General features: G+C 49.6%; 17 protein-coding genes. 5 read left to right on the top strand and 12 right to left on the bottom strand.

Annotation, left to right across the window (positions count from 1 at the left end):
• The first annotated feature begins 108 nt into the window (after nucleotides 1–108).
• The 3 genes from OI69_RS04655 to OI69_RS04645 all read left to right on the top strand — a co-directional run bounded on the left by OI69_RS04655 (nucleotide 109) and on the right by OI69_RS04645 (nucleotide 3,018).
• Nucleotides 109–876: an SDR family oxidoreductase gene (locus OI69_RS04655; RefSeq protein ID WP_039346730.1), complete on the top strand. Its 768-nt coding sequence runs from the start codon at nucleotides 109–111 to the stop codon at nucleotides 874–876.
• A 57-nt stretch (nucleotides 877–933) separates the two neighbouring features.
• Entirely contained in the window at nucleotides 934–2,220 is a 1,287-nt protein-coding gene (locus tag OI69_RS04650) for an MFS transporter (RefSeq protein ID WP_080752606.1), read from the top strand.
• 78 nt (nucleotides 2,221–2,298) lie between these two features.
• Nucleotides 2,299–3,018: a FadR/GntR family transcriptional regulator gene (locus OI69_RS04645; protein WP_039346729.1), complete on the top strand. Its 720-nt coding sequence runs from the start codon at nucleotides 2,299–2,301 to the stop codon at nucleotides 3,016–3,018.
• A 70-nt stretch (nucleotides 3,019–3,088) separates the two neighbouring features.
• Here OI69_RS04645 and OI69_RS04640 read toward each other — a convergent pair whose 3' ends face one another.
• The 5 genes from OI69_RS04640 to OI69_RS04620 form a co-directional block, all read right to left on the bottom strand.
• The gene (locus OI69_RS04640; protein ID WP_039346728.1) at nucleotides 3,089–3,652 is read right to left on the bottom strand and encodes a fimbrial protein; all 564 of its coding nucleotides are present in this window, start codon (nucleotides 3,650–3,652) and stop codon (nucleotides 3,089–3,091) included.
• A gap of 17 nt (nucleotides 3,653–3,669) precedes the next feature.
• A complete protein-coding gene (locus OI69_RS04635) occupies nucleotides 3,670–4,704 on the bottom strand; it encodes a hypothetical protein (RefSeq protein WP_039346727.1) in 1,035 nt (344 codons plus the stop codon).
• 18 nt (nucleotides 4,705–4,722) lie between these two features.
• Complete coding sequence (locus OI69_RS04630; RefSeq protein ID WP_039346726.1) at nucleotides 4,723–5,472, bottom strand: fimbrial biogenesis chaperone; 750 nt, start codon at nucleotides 5,470–5,472, stop codon at nucleotides 4,723–4,725.
• A gap of 37 nt (nucleotides 5,473–5,509) precedes the next feature.
• Nucleotides 5,510–7,990 (bottom strand): fimbria/pilus outer membrane usher protein, encoded by a 2,481-nt coding sequence (locus OI69_RS04625; RefSeq protein ID WP_235319659.1) that lies wholly within the window; start codon nucleotides 7,988–7,990, stop codon nucleotides 5,510–5,512.
• 169 nt (nucleotides 7,991–8,159) lie between these two features.
• Complete coding sequence (locus OI69_RS04620; RefSeq protein WP_039346724.1) at nucleotides 8,160–8,708, bottom strand: fimbrial protein; 549 nt, start codon at nucleotides 8,706–8,708, stop codon at nucleotides 8,160–8,162.
• Between the two features lie 688 nt (nucleotides 8,709–9,396).
• Between OI69_RS04620 and OI69_RS04615 the strand changes: the two genes are divergently transcribed.
• Together OI69_RS04615 and OI69_RS04610 are read left to right on the top strand one after the other, a co-directional pair.
• A complete protein-coding gene (locus OI69_RS04615) occupies nucleotides 9,397–10,158 on the top strand; it encodes a winged helix-turn-helix domain-containing protein (protein WP_039346723.1) in 762 nt (253 codons plus the stop codon).
• A complete protein-coding gene (locus OI69_RS04610; protein WP_039346721.1) occupies nucleotides 10,145–10,615 on the top strand; it encodes a hypothetical protein in 471 nt (156 codons plus the stop codon). Before OI69_RS04615 ends, OI69_RS04610 begins: the two co-directional genes overlap by 14 nt.
• A 99-nt stretch (nucleotides 10,616–10,714) precedes the next feature.
• On the opposite strand, the gene OI69_RS04605 is transcribed toward OI69_RS04610, so the two are convergent.
• The 7 genes from OI69_RS04605 to OI69_RS04575 are packed head-to-tail and all read right to left on the bottom strand — an operon-like array spanning nucleotide 10,715 to nucleotide 18,065.
• Nucleotides 10,715–10,984 carry a PAAR domain-containing protein gene (locus OI69_RS04605; protein ID WP_039346719.1) on the bottom strand — a complete coding sequence of 90 codons (270 nt, stop codon included), beginning with the start codon at nucleotides 10,982–10,984 and terminating at the stop codon, nucleotides 10,715–10,717.
• A 34-nt stretch (nucleotides 10,985–11,018) separates the two neighbouring features.
• Nucleotides 11,019–11,780 carry a hypothetical protein gene (locus tag OI69_RS04600; RefSeq protein ID WP_039346717.1) on the bottom strand — a complete coding sequence of 254 codons (762 nt, stop codon included), beginning with the start codon at nucleotides 11,778–11,780 and terminating at the stop codon, nucleotides 11,019–11,021.
• Between the two features lie 17 nt (nucleotides 11,781–11,797).
• Complete coding sequence (locus OI69_RS20100; protein ID WP_200886899.1) at nucleotides 11,798–12,709, bottom strand: hypothetical protein; 912 nt, start codon at nucleotides 12,707–12,709, stop codon at nucleotides 11,798–11,800.
• An 8-nt stretch (nucleotides 12,710–12,717) separates the two neighbouring features.
• Nucleotides 12,718–14,622, bottom strand: a complete 1,905-nt coding sequence (locus tag OI69_RS04590; protein WP_080752604.1) for a hypothetical protein — start codon at nucleotides 14,620–14,622, stop codon at nucleotides 12,718–12,720.
• Entirely contained in the window at nucleotides 14,612–15,460 is an 849-nt protein-coding gene (locus OI69_RS04585; RefSeq protein WP_039346715.1) for a hypothetical protein, read from the bottom strand. Before OI69_RS04585 ends, OI69_RS04590 begins: the two co-directional genes overlap by 11 nt.
• Nucleotides 15,457–16,038 (bottom strand): DUF4123 domain-containing protein, encoded by a 582-nt coding sequence (locus tag OI69_RS18800; RefSeq protein ID WP_052198304.1) that lies wholly within the window; start codon nucleotides 16,036–16,038, stop codon nucleotides 15,457–15,459. Before OI69_RS18800 ends, OI69_RS04585 begins: the two co-directional genes overlap by 4 nt.
• Nucleotides 16,035–18,065 carry a type VI secretion system Vgr family protein gene (locus tag OI69_RS04575; RefSeq protein WP_039346714.1) on the bottom strand — a complete coding sequence of 677 codons (2,031 nt, stop codon included), beginning with the start codon at nucleotides 18,063–18,065 and terminating at the stop codon, nucleotides 16,035–16,037. The genes OI69_RS18800 and OI69_RS04575 overlap by 4 nt, the downstream gene beginning before the upstream one ends.
• Nucleotides 18,066–18,242 lie beyond the last annotated feature (177 nt).

Raw genomic sequence — 18,242 nt, 5'->3', positions numbered from 1 at the left:
TTTGTGATCCCTATTGCAAATTTATTTTTGTCTGGTTGCTTTATTTAGTTCAAAAACCCAACCTTAAATAAGACAGTCGTCATACAAATTAAATGAGAGAGGAAAGATATGAATACATTATTTGATTTAACCGGGAAAACGGCATTGGTTACGGGATCCGCGCGCGGCCTTGGATTTGCCTACGCAGAGGGTCTTGCCGCTGCTGGCGCTAAGGTCATCCTGAACGACATTCGTGACACGCTGCTGGAAGAGTCCGTCAATAAGCTGATCGCTAAAGGCTATCACGCGGATGGGGTGAACTTTGACGTTACCGACGAAGCGGCGATTGAAAAAGCATTTGCTTCTCTGGATGCGCAGAACATCCATATCGATGTTTTGATTAACAACGCGGGTATTCAATACCGCAAACCCATGGTGGAACTGGAGCTGGAAAACTGGCAGAAGGTGATTGATACCAACCTGACCAGCGCCTTTCTGGTTTCCCGTACGGCAGCAAAACGGATGATCGCCCGTAACAAAGGGGGAAAAATCATCAATATTGGTTCTCTGACCAGCCAGGCTGCCCGCCCTACCGTCGCGCCCTACACGGCGGCAAAAGGTGGCATCAAGATGCTGACCTGTTCCATGGCGGCCGAATGGGCGCAGTTTAACATCCAGACTAACGCCATCGGCCCCGGTTACATCCTGACAGATATGAACACGGCACTGATTGAAGACCAGCAGTTCGACAGTTGGGTAAAAAGCAGTAACCCCTCACAGCGTTGGGGCCGCCCAGAAGAATTGATCGGCACGGCGGTTTTTCTCTCGTCAAAAGCCTCTGACTACATTAACGGCCAGATTATTTACGTCGATGGCGGCTGGCTGGCGGTGCTGTAACAACACCTCAGCCACGGAAAAACGGATTCACAATAAACCTATTCTGGAATAGAGATGATGATCCAACAAATACAAAAAAAATTAGCCCCATTACGCTGGCGTAAGCTTATTCCCCTGGCATTTATTACCTACAGTCTTGCCTATCTTGATCGTGCGAACTATGGGTTCGGGGCAGCGTCTGGGCTGGCGGAAGATCTCAATATTACACCGGGCGTTTCTTCTTTACTTGGGGCGCTGTTCTTCCTCGGCTATTTTTTCTTTCAGATACCGGGAGGAATTTATGCAGAAAAACGTAGTGCTAAAAAGCTGATTTTTTGGAGCCTGATTCTTTGGGGAATCTTAGCGACAGCCACAGGCATGGTGCATGATGTCAAAGTCCTTGCGGTAATACGTTTCCTTCTGGGGGTGGCGGAAAGTGTGGTTATGCCCGCGATGCTGGTATTCCTAAGCCATTGGTTTACCAAGAAAGAACGCTCTAAGGCCAACACATTCCTTTTCCTCGGCAACCCCATCACCGTTCTCTGGATGTCCGTGCTTTCAGGCTACCTCGTCGATGCGTTCGGCTGGCGCGGTATGTTTATTCTTGAAGGCGTCCCCGCGATCATCTGGGCTGCAATTTGGTGGTTTGTCTTCGTTGACCGCCCGGCGGATGCTAAATGGTTAACCGCTCAGGAAAAAATCGATATCGAGGCTGCACTGGCCGCCGAGCAAACCAATATTAAAGAGATAAAGAATTACAGCGAGGCGTTCCGCTCTGGCAAAGTGCTTTCTCTTTCCTTTATCCATTTTTTCTGGAATATCGGGATGTATGGTTTCATCATGTGGCTTCCCTCTATTCTGAAATCCGCCTCTGGACTGGGTATCGTCGCCACGGGATGGTTATCTGCCGCCCCCTATCTGCTGGCGGTGCCAATGATGCTGACCGCATCCTGGTATTCAGATAAATATCTCAATCGTAAAATTGTCGTACAGTTGTTTTTAGGTCTGGGTGCCATCTGCTTTATCAGTTCCTTCACTATTGGCGCCTCTAATTTCTGGCTGTCTTACGTGTTACTGATGATTGCGGGCGGAGCAATGTATACGCCTTACGGGCCATTCTTCGCAGCAATTCCTGATATGCTGCCACGCAACGTCATGGCTGGAGCCATGGCATTCATTGTCAGTTTCGGTGCGCTGGGATCATTTGTGGGGTCATGGATTGTCGGTTATCTCAATGGCTTGACTGGTGGACCGGGTGCCTCCTACATCTTCATGGGGGGATCGCTGGTGATAGCGGTGATACTTGCTTCCCTGACCACTTTCAGCAGCAAAGAAACGACTCAGGCAAGAATACAAACGTGTTAATCTCAAGCGCCCGCATGGGCGCTTTGTTTTTAAAGTGATATATTGTATGACGTTTTCTCACTTACACGGACAGCACGCTTGAGCATAAAATCCATTCAAAAACAGAATGTTGTAAATGAAGTTTATGATCAAATCAGCGCAAAATTGCTGGATGGCAGTTGGGCACCTGGTAGTCGTCTCCCTTCCGAAGCAGAATTGACCACCTCGTTTAATGTCAGCCGTGTCAGCATACGCAGCGCGGTTCAGCGCTTTCGCGATCTTGGCATCGTCGTCACCCGACAAGGTAGCGGTAGCTTCGTTAGCGATCATTTCACGCCACAAATGCTAAGTCATGATCCCCGGCCGATCATGCACCTGAGCCGCGAGGAATTTCACGATATGATGATTTTCCGTCAGACGGTGGAGTTCAAATGCGTGGAACTGGCAGCGACCCATGCCACGGAAGAGGATATTCGTCAGCTTGAACACGCGCTGAACAATATGTTGATCAGCAAGAGCGACTACAAGAAGTACTCAGAAGCAGATTACGCGTTTCATCTGGCGATCGTGAAAGCATCGCATAATGTCGTGTTTTATAACGTGATGAGCTCGATTAAAGACATTTATTACTACTACCTTGAAGAGCTTAACCGTGCGCTGGGTATCACCCTTGAGAGCGTGGAAGCGCATATTAAAGTCTACATGTCGATTAAAAACCGTGATGCCACCACCGCAGTGCAGGTGCTCAACGAGGCGATGTCCGAAAACATTATCGCCATTGAGAAGATCAAATCAGCAGGTGCATCAGAAAAAAAATAAACGGAATAACGCCAGCAGAACGATATCGCTGACGAAATCTATTTACGTAGGCCACAAAAAACCGAAGTGTTTATAAATAACTCAGGGTGAAATTCGCCGTTGCCGTGAAATCACCGGATTGAATCAGGTCGTCACGTATCTTTTCGATCCGGGCCGAAAAGGGAATGGCGTTGTCACCGGTTTGCAACACAATATTGTCCGTATTGCTGTTGATACCAAGGAGTTTATTGCCATGATAAATGCCGATTGCTATGCCTCTGGCGCTGGAGGGCGTATCCAGTGCCAGTCTGTTGAGCAATAGCGGCTCTTCTTTTCCTGAAAAGCGAACAGTGACGTTTTGATAAGTATCCAGATTGCAATCGGTGAGGTTAATCGTGAAGTCATGCCATTCACCATAGCGATTGGCTTTTAAATAGCGCGAAGATACTTCATGCATATCCACCATAATGGCTTTGCTATCCGCACTCACATTACAGGCAGCGTTAACGACCAGTACGTGAAACGTCATTTCATGGTCATTCATGGATGGCACCAACCGGGCGACGGACACTCCTGACGCCAGCATCAGGATGCCGAATGTAAAAGCGAGCAGCGTGCTGTATGGTCGGATTTTTATTGCTGTATTGTTTATCATCGTTGCGAGCTCATGGATTAATGATAATTAAACCGCAGAATAATATTTTTCTCGGTATCGCCTGTAACCGCAGGGCCAGCGGCATAGAGTCGAGCCGTATAACTCCGCTCAATGACACCGCTTGATGCCGTCAGCCCGTTAACCAGTTCAATGAATTGGTTAAACACGACGTTATTGCCGCTGAGCGTATCTTCGATTTTCAGCGTAGCGCCATTTCCCATATTCATACCGTCGATCCCGACGAGTGAATTTCCGCGTGAAGAGGCATCGAAGTTAATATCCAGATTGAACCCCTCACCGCAGTCTTCTCCGCCGTCAGTCGATACGTTAATGTAGAATTCCTTTTGCGCCAGTGGATTGGCCTCCGAACCTGTCCAGGCTCTGACCGTACCAAAATCGACATAGCTATCGGGCGAGACATTGATGTTCGCAGAACATTGCATGATTTCGATGCCGTGTAGTCCCGACAGGGTTAAGCCATAGTTACTGTCGGGCTTATTGTTAATGCCGCCTTCACCGTCGATCTGGAAAACCTTCAGCGAATCCACTCCCGAGCTGGTGTCGGTGATGTTTCCCGTTTTTTCGAGGTAAAGTTGTACCGTGACATTGAGCATCGTTGGAATGGCAGGCGGCGCTGAACCGCCCGGGCCGGGAGCGATCCACCGTCCGGTGGATACACGGGATGCGGTAGTACCGCCATTGGTGATCACGCCAAGATCCTGCCCGTTATAGATGATGCCAATTCCAACGCCCTGACTAATAACCTTGCCTTCGGGGTTAGGATAGAAATAAGCCAGTTCCCCTTCTGGGCGTACGGATTGATACGCCCAACAGGCCAGATTACGGGTATAGGATTTTGATGTCCAAAGGCGACTGCCAACCGGCAAGGTCGCCGGGATCTTTAGCGTACCGATATCTTCATAATCGGCGACCGCTCCGGTCACATTACCCAGTCGGCACTCCAGCGCGCTGGCGTTAAACGCCGTTAAGCCGAACAAGAGTGCGATGGAAAAGACGCTATAGCGATTTTTACGTGCGATTAACCAAGACATAATGGATATCCCTGCCTCTTATTTCTGGGGAACAGGCTGGCACAGGTTTTGTGCGCAGATAAAAGGCAACTCCATATGGCCGCCGTAGTCGTTCACGTAATACAGATAGAAGCGATTGACAGCCCCATCATTGACTTCGACGGTAAGGGTTGAGCGTGGCGCGACCATAAAGGCGCTTCCCTTTAGCAGGCTGGCAGGGTTAGCACGCGTCGCTTTCGGCTGCTTCAGGATACTGCTTACCGTGATGTAGTAGGGTGTAGGGTTTTCAACCTGAAAGGTGTTTCCCGCTTTTCGAACAATGAGTTTTTCCTGCCATATTTCATCTTTGGCAGGCTTTATGCCACGGGGGCGGAAGAACACCTTAATTTCAGATTGAATCGCTATCTGTAGTACGTTCGGTTTTTCCGTTTTGGGTGGGATTTCCCGCACGTTGAGATAAAACAGCGATTCGCGATCGGCTGGCAATTGGCTGATTTGTTCACTCTTCACCAGACGGATCAGGCTATATCCTTTCGCTTCGATGCGCTGTAACGGCGGCAGCACCATCAACGGCGTGTTCACTTTATTGTGACGAATGTCCGTCAGCCAGGACTGCGCCAGAAACGGATTCTCCGCGTTTTGGTTCATCAACATCACCGTCGCAGACTGCTCTTCATCGTTAAAAATAACGCGTGTGCGGTCGAGGCTCAGGGCGCTATAGGCCGAGGGCATTAAAAACAGGCAGCCGATGAGAAATCCTATTGCTGACTGATAAAATGAGTGTTTCATAACTAACTCTCCAGACTTTTCTATTTCTTCGCGCCGCTTACTTACAAGGAAGCAGCAGTGCATCAAGGTGATTTAAGGTGGCTGGCAAGGTGACAGAACATTGTGGTTGTCCCTCCCAGATGACGGATAGCGTTTCATCAGGCGACACGCCCGAGATGTAGGCCTGCCCGCCGTTGGTGATCATGGCGATATCACGACCTTTTTTGTTTTTGATCTGCGCGGCAAACGGAGGATAGTCACCGTTGGCCAGTACAACATGTGCCATAACTTTTGATCCGCTAACGACATCAAATTTTCGGTAGCCAATCGCGCCTTCGGTCAATGTGCCCTGCACCACCGTCGTCATGGCTTCGATGTTTTGCGGTAATTTCTGTACATCAATACGCGTCGATACATCGTAATAACTGCTGGTGCCAGCAATCACCGCCAGACCATAGCGATTAGTCTGAATCTGGCTGCTTGCGAATGGCACGCCCGGTTGTTCCGTATCCACCATGATACGGGTGCCGCCCTGATTGCCTTTCGGATGGGCCGCAGCACCGTGACGGGTTGCGGTAATCCCGCCACGCAGCGAGCCATTCAGATAGGTATAGCGATCTTGCTGCCAGGCGACCCCCACAGTGGCATCCGTCATCGGTGCCAGATGGGTGTAATTGCCGCTCAGGTACATGCTCTCTTTACTGTCGTGTCGAGTGCTGAGGTTCCAAGTCCGACGCGGGTCGGCGTTGTTGGAGTAAGTGACCGCCTGATTACTGCTGTTGTTGAAATGGCCCACGCTGTAGCTCAGGCGATCTTTCTCCCCAAGCGGAATAGAAAAGCTCAGGTAGAGACTGTCATCGGTTTTGCGGTTGTACTCAGTACGATAGGCCGATAAATTCGCGGCAATCCCTTTAACTGAGCCGATATCCAGATACTTGTTCAACGAAATACCGTAGCGATCCTGCTGAGCTTCATTCCAGTAGGTTTGGCGCGTATAGGTGACGTAGGTCGATAGCCCATTCAGGAGTGGAGAAGCATCCCGCGTCGAGAAATTTTTTGAGATCGTAATGGTATAGCGCTCTTTTTCATTGCGATAACGGCTATCAAGATTCAGTGCATAGAGATACTGCGCCATGCTCATGTATGTCTTCTCTGAAAATCGGTAACCCGCGAAACTGATCTGGCTATCAATCGAATTGAAATATTTAGACCAGTTGAGTGAGAAAGCATGTCCCATTTGCGACGAGAATGGCGCGGGGAGCGAGGCGCGTGACTGAGTGACATCAGCAGACAACGCCCCCAGCAGGTAAAGGTTTTTACCGATACCCGCCGACCAGGACTGATAACGATCGGACAAAATAGTGCCACCGTATACCGACCATGCGTTAGATAATCCCCATGAGGCTTCAGCGGCAGAAAAGGCCGGGCCTTGCAGACGATGGTCAGTATTCGAGGGCTTACCGGCGGCGAGCTTATACTGTATGTGTCCCGGTCGTGTCAGATAAGGCAGGTTGGCTGATTCGGTCTGGAACGTCGTCACCGTGCCATCTTCTTCGGTTACACGAACATCCAGCGTACCGCTGACGCCGTTTTTCATATCCTGAATCGCAAAGGGGCCGGCTGGTACCGTGGTTTCATAGATCAATCGGCCATCTTGCATCACCGTCACCGTCGCGTTTGATTTGGCGACACCCCGAATTTCGGGCGCGTAGCCACGCAGCGAGGGAGGAAGCATATTCTCGTTATTGGCTAATGACACGCCGGTAAAACGATAGCTATCGAACAGATTGCTGCTGAAATACATTTCACCCAGATTGAGATCGGCTGAGAGTGTCGGCAAAGGACGATAGGCGTAAAACTGATCCCACGAAAAGCGATCGCGATTCGAGTTGCGCGATTTTTGCAGAAAATAACGATAGTCAGCACGATAGCGCCAGGCTCCCAGATTGAACCCGGCGGTGCCATAACTGCTGAGATAGTGTGATGTGCCCCTGCCGTGGTTGTCACGGCGCACGTTTCCCACCAGATTGTAGTCGATTAATGCGCCGCCGATGCCATGATCCCATTGCTCTGGCGGAATCCAGTTACGATCGCTGTACATCAGCCATGCCTGAGGTATCGTAATATTCAACGTCCCCATACCGATCTGGTTGGAGATTTGCACGCCAGCAATGGGAGTCAGATCGACACAGTCTCCGTTATGCCATACTTCGATCTTGTCACGGGCTTCTTTTTTTAGCGCCAGCTTATCGACGAGTTCAGGTGGGAGACAAGCAGTAGACCGGGCGTGGTGATGGCCTTCCGGCAGATAGTGAATCACCTGCTGCTGTATTTCACGCGAGTTTACTTTTATTGATAAAAGGTAGTCTCCAGGCGTAACGTATTCGGGATCGGAGAAATGGCTAAGATCAATTTTACTCCGCTCATCGACGTCCAGAACATTAATATTAAATTCCGTTGCACTGAGGCAGGATATACTTAAAGAAAAAATAAAAACACCATAGCGAAACAGCGAAAATTCTACTTTTTCTTTGAGCATAATCGTCTTCGTTGCCATAGGAATATATATTTTTTACCAGATACAGCATTGTAGATATCCACTCTGTCTGGCGACATGTGGAATAAATAAGGGATTAGGGGAGGAAACCTCCCCATTTAATTGTCAATCCCCTGTTGTTAGCGCAACAGATTATTCATCCAACGGAATTTTACTGATAAGACACAACAAAATTAGCCGTGCTGGAGAATGAACCTGTTGTAATAGCTGGTGCAGCCCCGCTCTCTGGAGTTGGCAGTTTTTCCACATAAGAAGTGAAGGAGAAAGTATTATCTCCGTTCGATAATGGCGTGGCAGAAACGGCGGGGGTCGCTCCATCAAACTTAATTTTCTCACCAATACGTTCTACGGCAATACCCGCACCGGCTGCGCTACCGTTTAATGCCAGCAATTCATTATTCGTGCCAGAGGCGACTCCGCCGGAGAAAACAATTTTGGCGCTGGTCGCGGTATCCAGACTGCAATCTTTTAATGTGATATCAAACGGCTTAATTTCTGACGTGCCGCCGTTTTCCAACACCGTTTTACTGATTTCGCCAAACTCAATTGTTTGATGCAAATCGTCCTGAGAAATGGAGCAAGGTGTATCGATGATTTTCCCTTTAAATGTTACCGTTCCATTATGTGAATCTGCGGCATGTGCACCGACAGAAAATATCACGGAGATAAGGGATGCCAGGGTGATTTTTGATAACGTCATATTATGATCTCTCTGTTGATTACTTTATTTAAAAATGACAGATACGAGTGAACACTTGTCGCATTCATACATAACGGACAATTCCTTTTTTAAAGGCCTCTGTCGATTGACTGGTGACTTTCAGATCTCACATAGTGAGCATATTTCTCATCTTGCCACCAGTCATGACAATTACCTTATAACGGAAATAATGATAATTCCCACCCCAGGACCAGTCAAATATATTACATGTAATACATTTATTTAGATTATATGTTTAAAATTTAACTTTATTTAGGTTTTTATTCTAAACAAATCCAGATCATCGAAAGCATCTGAAGAGGACAAGGTACTTGTTTAAATATAAATCATTTTAATTCAATGCGTTATTTACCATTTCTTTTACTTGTATCATCCCGGTATAGAACATCAATTTTTTTATAAAAAATGAAATGTCTTTTTGTTTATATGAATCCTAAACAAACCTTAAATAACCTTTGACAATAAATTAGTAAGTTTTTATCCTTGCTAAAGAAAAAATATTTTGAACTATGTCTATAATTGATTTAGCTTTTATAGATAACATATTGGTTGCTTTGATAGGGTGCTATTTTCAGATTATTCCGTAGATATTTCCATTAAAAAATAGCCTATTTATCAAGCTACTTATAAAAACGATAACGCCTCTAATCTTGGTGGAAAAGGCCGTATGGTTTATTTAATTAATGATTTAGTCATTTTTAATGAGGAAGATGGCACACTAGCATGGATAGAACGTGAAAACGAAGCAACCTCTTTGAGTTTCCCAGTTTCTCGATTGCTCTCCTTGCTAATAGAGAATCAAGGGGCAACGCTAAGCCGTGATTTTGTGTTAAAAGAAGCATTGGAAAAAAATGCACTTTCCCCCTCTTTTAATAATCTCAACAACTATCTCTCTCTACTAAGAAAAGTATTACGCGAATTTGATCTCGCTGATTCTATTGTGACCATTCCTAAATTAGGCATTGTTTTTAACGTTACGAGTATCGTTCTCCGGCCAGAAAAAGATGAAGTAAAAAAAGAGAAAGAAACCTTAGATCAAGACGTTGAAAGTAACATTGATCAAGAAAAAAATCCATTACCCACAGAACACCGCGTCATTCCTGCTGCCATAAAAAAGCAGCGATACATCCAGTCCCTTCTTATCTGGGTGGTGATAGTGGGGATTATCCTGCTAGCTCTGGGGAACAGAAATCGCTTCCCGTACCGACCTCTTGTCGACGTAAAAATGAGCGGGAAGTGCGATCTGTTTTATTTATATGACAGCGTTGGTTACCCTCTTCCAATCGACTATGATAATTTATGTTCAGATAACATCTTGTTCTTCCTGTCGAAAAAAATCATTATATCTGAAATTTTAGATAGAAAGAGTGAAGTTGTTATTTCTTGCAGAAAAGATGGGAAGAGATGTATAACTTATGTTAATAATTAAAGTCAAAAAGAAAATTTTTCTCACCATTATAGTGCTTTCCATTTCATTTTCCCTTGGGATTGTTTTTTATTTAAAAAGCAATCTATACATAAAATCGTTGATATGTCAGGGAGAAGTCACATTTTATTCAGATGAGCAACATATCAGAACGGAATATGACGTCTATTTTTATCTAAATAATAAAAATAGAGCATTGGTTTTGGTCAACGGGTTTTACCTCAAAGAGGATGGCGTGCCGTTGACGATTCGGCGTACATTCAGTTTTGACTCCACTTGGGAAGATAACCGATTGATAGTACGTAATATTACCATGACTAAAAATGTCAATGACAAAGCCCCCAATGATGCGATCCCCCTCTTAGCTGAAAATGATGTCATCCAGTTTGAAATGCTAACGAAGCATGTCTACCTGATTAGCACTGTCCAATCGAAGATGGCGTGTAACATCCGTGATTAATGATAGAAACTGTCCATTTTCAGCTAATTCCCTATATACCCGAGAAATCTGAAATATTATCTGGCCTTATAAGGCTACTGTTATAAAGCTACCAGTAGGCTATTTACGATTGTAATTCCCCGCACATGATGATGACACGCTACAGCCACAGGCCAGTTTCCCAGGCTCAAATATCATGGGGCGTCCATTATGAACCGCAGAACCATCACCGCCTGAAACCAGCGGAAACGTTCCCTTGTGGGTGGGACATACCGCGTTATCGCCAAGCAGACACTGCGGAACGCCATTCACAGGAAAGCCACTGGCTTCAATCATTTTTCCTCCACCTGAATGGGCATCCCCCAGGCGAATGGCACCACGTCCTGACATAGACTTTCTCCTTCGGTACAGAGCACCGTCAATTTTATCTACTGTCGCAACCGAGTTTCTTGCGCATCTGGTATTTCATGATAGCGGCTACCTGTTCTGACTGATCGCTGTAAGCCCTGTCTACATTCTCACATCCCTTCGGCTGTGGTGGTGGCGTATCGCTTTTGAGCGTTCCCCATACCACGTAGAGAGAGAAAACGACTATTACGGGTAGCACCAGCCACAAAAATATCCTGGTCTTACAGCGGTAAAGTTCGTCCCATATACTCTCTCTATTGGCGCAGCGCCTGAAGTGGGCTGACACCTGCGCCTGTCCATAACGCTGTACAGCCCGCTGCCAGTCCTCTGCGGGCACCAGCAGCCACTCTTCGGTATCATTGACAACACCTTCTCCTGGACGTCGGTAGAGGAAGTGGTATCGATCTTTCATTAGTCGTTCGAGCTTTGCCAAATCCTGCTCGAACTCACCCGTTCCCATCGAGTGATGAGATAACACAGTCACCCTGTCGGCAAAGTACACTTTCACCGTATCGTTGTCGTAATCAAATTCGGCGGTGAAGGTATCCCCCAGCTTTTCTTCCAGCCACTCGACAATACTGAACGTGCCTTCTTTATAATCCAGAAAATAACCATAGATTGTGATCAAGGCATCCACGTAGTTGTTTACTGATGATGCAGCCGAGTCGTCATCGAATTCGCTGTATTGCTGGAGCAATGCCTTTCGCACAGCCTGTGCCTGCTCATCGCCGGAAGCGGCGAACACAGCAGAGAATTGTTCCCACGTTGGGATTTGCATGGTAGCGGTTCGCTCTCTTATAGGCCAGACGGCAGCACTTGAGGATCTCTCTGGCGTACCACTTCAAGAAAGCGGTCAAGCAACTCATCGCGCTCTGTTACTTCTCCGGGCAGACAGGTAATCGCGGCATAAGGCGTCTGCATCAGTGGATGGTCAATGTGGGCTGGGTTTGTCAACCCTATGATTTCGCGCAGACGCAATATAGCCAGGATCTCTGTGGGGTGGACTGCGAGGAATACGGAACCAAATTCAAATTGTTTAGCTTGCTGATTGGCTTCTCTCTCGGTCACGGCGATGCGCTCGACATGCGTATCACAGGCACTGAGTAGCACAGGTAAGAACTTTTCAGGATCGGGTTCGCGCCAGTGAGCGACCAACTGGCCCCAGGCGGGGTCGCGTGGTAAGGCGTGTTTGTCCAGATCCAGCGGTTTGCCTAACCAGTCGCCGATAATAGTCAGGCCGAAGGCAGCATAGCGTAGCGTGGAACTGATCGGAGGCTTGTGCCCATCATGAACACCATAACCGCCGTCAATGCCATCTAACACCGCTTGATGGAATGGCTGCACCAGCTCGGGCTGACCAGTCGCAATTGATCCAAACATCAAATGCGTTACACTGTCTAGATCACCAACGATTATTTGGTCAGAATCCTTCCTTTCTCGAATATCAATCACTTTAGCTAGAGACATTCGCGTAAACGCATGTGTCATGTAGGTATTAGCATATCCAAATCGCCCTTCTATTGCAGCGAGCAACCCTTGATTAACCTTCTCCATCCCATGCTTGAATAAATCAATTGTTGCGAGGCGAAGATGCCCCTCCCCATTGACATAGGCCTCAAGTCTCCCTCGTGGAGGAAATCCATCTGACGCCCATTCTTTAACATCAACCAAAACCTTGTCGAGCCTGCTGCTTTTATTTGTTTTCATCACATCTCTTACCATATATTTAGCTGAATTCCAGACCCATTTCCGACGACCTTATTTAAAGCTCCCTTAGAGTCAAAAAATATTTGCGCATGGATAAACTCTATTTTTGCCAACGCCGATGCATCTTCAATAGCATCAAGTTTGTCTTGCATATTGGGATCGACTTCTAGCATTTTAGCTCGAGTCCATCCTTGTTTTCTTCCCTCTATCTTTTTTTGAAGGTCATCGAGCTTGCTAGCCCCTGTTCCCTGTGTCTTATTAAATCCCGGCGTCTTAGTCCCGCCCAATGTCGTTTTGGTTTCAATCACCAGCAACGTGTCTTTCTTGAAGGTTAGCGTCTGGGTCGTGGCGGGAGTACCGTTTGCCCCATCCATGCTGTGGCGCATGGTGTTGGTTGTTGGTGCCCGCACGGTCAACGACGGCGGCGGCGGCACCCAGACCAGCATATCCAGGCCGTGGCCGCTCTTGTTCGTCAGCCCGAAACGACTGGGCACTCCGGCTTTATTACTGTAGCCGAGGATGCGTTCAGCGTTGAAGCCCATTTTTTCCACCATGGCAGCGGCAAATGCCTCTTCACCCGCATCACCGACCACTTTACAGACACGGCCTATTACTTTCAGGCTACTACCACGCTGGATAATCAACGACGTCAGATTGCTACGCAGCGTATTACTCATCACAAAGTAATTTGCTTTCCCTGTCGCCGTGGTCAGGGCAACCTGGCTGCGATTGGTATCTAATGATGGCCTGTTTCGCCATTCGATGTCACCGGTTTCGTCATGACGTCCTGCTGGCCTGCGGCCACGCAGTTCAATCGCCAGCGGTTCACCGCTGGTATGTCCCCCTAGTCGACGGCGCTCTTCTTCACTGATGGCATCGGTGTCGAAACGGGCGCTGACGGGGACATCTCCCCGGATTTTGCGCAGCACCCAGCGAGTCGCGCCCAGCGCCGCAGGGGAAAGCATCGCCAGGTTGATGAACATAAAGACCTGACGGCCACGCTCTTTGCCGTCTTGTGGATCGAACGCCTTGCCCAGGCTTTCAAAAAGGGCTTCGCCGTGGTCTATTCCTTCGCCAGTGATCAGTGTCGTGCTGCCGTTGGCAATGGCGTTGGCGGCCAGTGCCGCGTCAATAGCCGCAAAGGTATACCGTACCCCTTTGTAGAGGCCGAAAAGCCCTCTGGCTACACCCACGACAGGAATAATCGACAAGACGCCAAGTCCTATCTGTGCGACGGCTAATACGCGCGTCCAGAGTTGGTTTAATGTTTTAGCCTGCTGATAGTGCTGAGCCAACGCCTGTGCGGCCTGCGCCGGGTCAAACAGGCCGGAAACCGTCCACTCGAACTGCGTCAGAGCAAGGCGTTGTCCATCCGCGCCCATCAGTGGGTCTTCTCGATAACGGGCAGACGTAAATGTCCAGAAGTAGATACGGCTCCCCAGAAAGACACAGTTTGTCTGGTTACAAGAGATCGTGGGGCGCTCGGTTATGTCTCCCCGCGTCACTTCTATTAGAAAGGCGGGCGTAACGTGGGTTTCCGTTTCCATGTCGTCTTCCAGACAATGGAACTCAAGCCCCTGTGCAGACTGAAACGCATGGAGCTCGGCGAGATAAGCATCACCATGCTGCTCTCCCAGTTGGTGAAGAACCCGTTGCAGATAGGTATTACGGAAGTTTTCGACACGATCGGTGATCCAGGGGTTTTGCATGAACCAGTCTGGTGTCGCCGCATCATCATAAGAGGGGATACCCAGCCATTGATCCGCGTCCCGTGGCCCGGCGCTGCCATTGATCGAGAACGGTACGCCGAGTCCGGCACAATCGGTGCAAATCGATGCCGGGCTGGGTACATTACCATCCATTGCATCCTGAGAAAGTTGTTCAAAACTGGCACTGAGGGCGTTAGTTGTCATTGGATGTCTCCTCCATGAGCACACGCTGATGTTGTTGTAAAAATTGCAGCAAGAAATGGCAGAGCTGGCGCGGCTCCGCGTCCCGGCGCAACCCGTCATGCAACCCGCTGAATAACGGGTTGCAGTAAAAGAAGCGTCCAAAGCTCAGTGCCAGTAAAACATGGCAGCCCAGATAAATCAGTTGATGCTGTTGCAGGTGCTGTAGGTCATCACTGGGCAGGGGCATATTCCCCGTCATTTGGCGTATACCGAGCTGCTCATAAGCTGAATATGTCCGGCGCTTGACGGGAGGCAACGCCAGTTGACCCAGCGCATCCGCTTCATAGGTTTCAAACAAGGCCTGTATCCGCTGAGGCGTATTGATACCGTACAGCAGTGCGGATTGCTCAAAGGCTCGCCAGATGTTTTGTGCCTGTAATGCGCCAGGATTGATCGACAATAACGTGATAAAAATCTGATGCGCCTGCGGCATAACACGTTCAGTCTGCTGTCTCAGTGTAATGGCGGTGTTAACAACCAGATTCAGCCGGGTTGGTTCAGGGAGTCCCGCCGCCGTCAGAATCGGATTGAGGGTGGCTTGATGGATATCATTCTGCCATCCCAGACCCAGCAGCAGGCTCAGGGTAACGTGTGTGTTGTATTGACGCCCATCGCTATATCCCGCCGCTATCGCTTCTTTACCGGCGGCGTCCACAAAAGCAGGCAGGCATTGCGGTGTGCTGGGCAGACGGGGTAACAGCGGAGCCAGTGTATCGCACAGGTAGCGTGACAACCGGATATCCGACTGCTTTCTGGCAACACGCGCCATGCTGTCGAGATCGATAGCATTCAGCATCATCTGGCCTCCTGATCAACGGGAAGATCGAGCCAGACCAGACAGCCATCGCACTCGGCTTCTTCATGGCGCTGTTGCTCAAACAGGGGTTGTACGCGCCGTGACAGTGATGCCTGTGGGTCGTGGAAATACATCTCCTCAATTTCACCATCGGCGAAAAAACGTGATACGGCGGAAGACGTATGGGCAATGGAAGCAATATAAAGTTGCAGGGCTGACGGGGTGCCCAGACGCAAAATAAACCGCCGTGTTCCTTCCACAAATTTACTGAAATGCCTCAGATGTCGCCGCACCTCATCCGGTGACATTCGGGCAAATAGCACAATCATGGGCATCGTCTCAAACGCCTTGCCCAGCCACAGATCAAAGTCGCTGTCAGGCTCTGGCACACAAAGCCACGGTGTGTATGGCTCAAGCCCGGCCTGTGTATCCAGGTGCCATAACGGGTAATGGACCACCTCGTGAAACTCCAGCCGCGCCAGCAGGTTTCGCTCGGCACGGGTTTCCGTCAGTACATAGAGGTGAGTGCGGCTATTGCGAACAGGAAGTCCGGCCTTCTCCAGTTGTTGATAGAAGCTCATTCTTTGCCCTCTTTAAGGGGGCACTCTTCGACCAGTGGTGTTCCTTGATTGATCGCCGCTTCAATGGCCTGTATCTGGTCGCCAGAGGGGGACGTAATGCTGACATTCCCTTTTAGTTGAATATTCGGCGCATTCAGCGTAATACCGCTGCCATCAAGCAGGATGCTGCCTGCCGGGCCGCGAATTAAAATACGATCTGTGCCTTGCAGGATATATTCGGTCGTCAGCAATCTCTGACCACTTCTGGCCTCAATGGACTGTATGCCTTCAATGACCACTTTTTCATGCTCACCAATCGTGACGAGATGGCTGGCGGTAATATCTTCCTTCAGCGTATTACCGATGTTGCGTACCTCGTTACGATCAATGGTGACGAAGGCGTCCTGGCGGATATGCTCTTTGCGGTCACGGCCAACCGTATTGGCTTCATCCTGACCAATATTGGTTTTGCGATCGCGTGCGACGGCAATTCTCTGATCATTGCCGATAGATAACGTTTCATCATGATTGACCTGAATATTCTGGTCTTTTTGTGCATGGATAAAAATTTCTTCGTTGTCTGCGGCATCTTCAAAACGCAGTTCGTTAAATCCGCCCCCTTTGTGCGTTTTGCTCTTGATGGTCATCCGTGTTTTATGCAACGGTAGCTCATACGGCGACGGATTGGTGGCGTGGAAGGTTCTGCCCGTCACGATAGGCTGGTCCGGGTCGCCTTCGAGGAAGCTGACAATCACCTCATGGCCGATACGCGGGATGGCAATCAGCCCGTACTGACCGCCTGCCCAGCCCTGACTGACTCGCACCCAGCAGGAGCTTTGGTCATCGCTGGAGCCATACCTGTCCCACGGGAATTGCAGTTTGATACGTCCGTATTCGTCGCAGTAGATTTCTTCCCCCGCCGGGCCGACCACGGTGGCGATTTGCGGGCCATCGACCATCGGTTTGTACGGCAGGTCGGCACGCCAGGTCGATTTGGCTCTAATCACCTCAAAGCTGTTGCTGTAGGTGGTCGGCTCACCGCCGCTTTCTTCTTCCAGCGCCTGCGGTTGTTGCCCGCTGTGGGTGATGGCCACCAGTTGCCAGCCACTGTTCAGCGTCGGGTTGGGATGTTCGGTTAAGGTAAAGCTGCTGCCCGGCATCAGCATCACGGCATTGGATTCACCGGAGCCGGTCATCGCGCCCGCCCTTAACGCATCCAGCCGGTAGCCGGTAAAGGCCTTGCCGCTGGGGTCTTGCTTGAAGCGTCCGGGGTAATCGAAGTGCTGATAGCTTTCACGCTGGTTCGCCAGCTCGCCGCTCATCCTGCTGTGCAGCAGGCCGTAGGCCGGGGTTTTGAAGCTGTAATCCTTGAGCGCGACTTCGGCGGTGCTGACGGCTTCGGCGTAGCGGAAACGTCTGACATACTCGCCTTCACTCAGTCCCTGCGTGGCGAGGTTGAAGAACAGCGCCGGGCCTTTGCTGAGCGCCCCGGCATCATCGGCAAAGACGACGCGATGCTTGCCTTCTTCAAACTCATGGAAGAAGTACAGCCCTTCCTCTGCGGCCAGACGGGTGACAAACGCCAAATCACTTTCCCGGTACTGTACGCAGTATTCGCGGGGCGCATGGTCGTGACGCAATGCAAAGGCGTAGTCGGTAATGCCTGACTCTTCCAGCAACGTACCGATAATCGCCTCCGGCTTTTGCGCCTGAAAAATACGGGCGTTGGTACGCAGCCCCAGCCGCCACAGTGCCGGGCGAACCTCTGCCTGATAGCGGGTGCGGCGAAAGCCGGTGTCGCCCTGTGCGAATGCGCTGATAATCCCACTGACGCGCCGTTTCAGTTCGCCTTCGTACCACACCAGCAGCTCACACGGCTGGTCGAGCACGGCACCAAAGTCGATACCCGGCAGCGGGCTGGCCAGATTCAGCGACAGAGCGAACGGCTGGTTCAGTGCCTCGCTGAGCTGAAAATCCACCACCGCAAAGGTCGAGGCAGGTAGCGCGCCAACTTTTACTGTGAACTGTAATCCTGTACTGTTTGCCACGTTTGTTCCCTCGCTTCCCGTGATGAAGACCGTGCTGTCTGCACTCAGGTCTGGGAGAATCAGACCTCAGGGCAGTACACGCAGAAAACCCGGGACAAGCCCGGGTTAACTACAGCAGGATTACGCTTCGACTGGCGCACGCCAGTCATCAGAACCCGAGGTTCCGGCAACGGTGTG

This window comes from Pectobacterium fontis, from assembly GCF_000803215.1.
Lineage (GTDB): Bacteria > Pseudomonadota > Gammaproteobacteria > Enterobacterales > Enterobacteriaceae > Pectobacterium > Pectobacterium fontis.
Note: the sequence above shows the minus strand (reverse complement) of the source record. Positions and strands in the feature narration are given on the sequence as shown.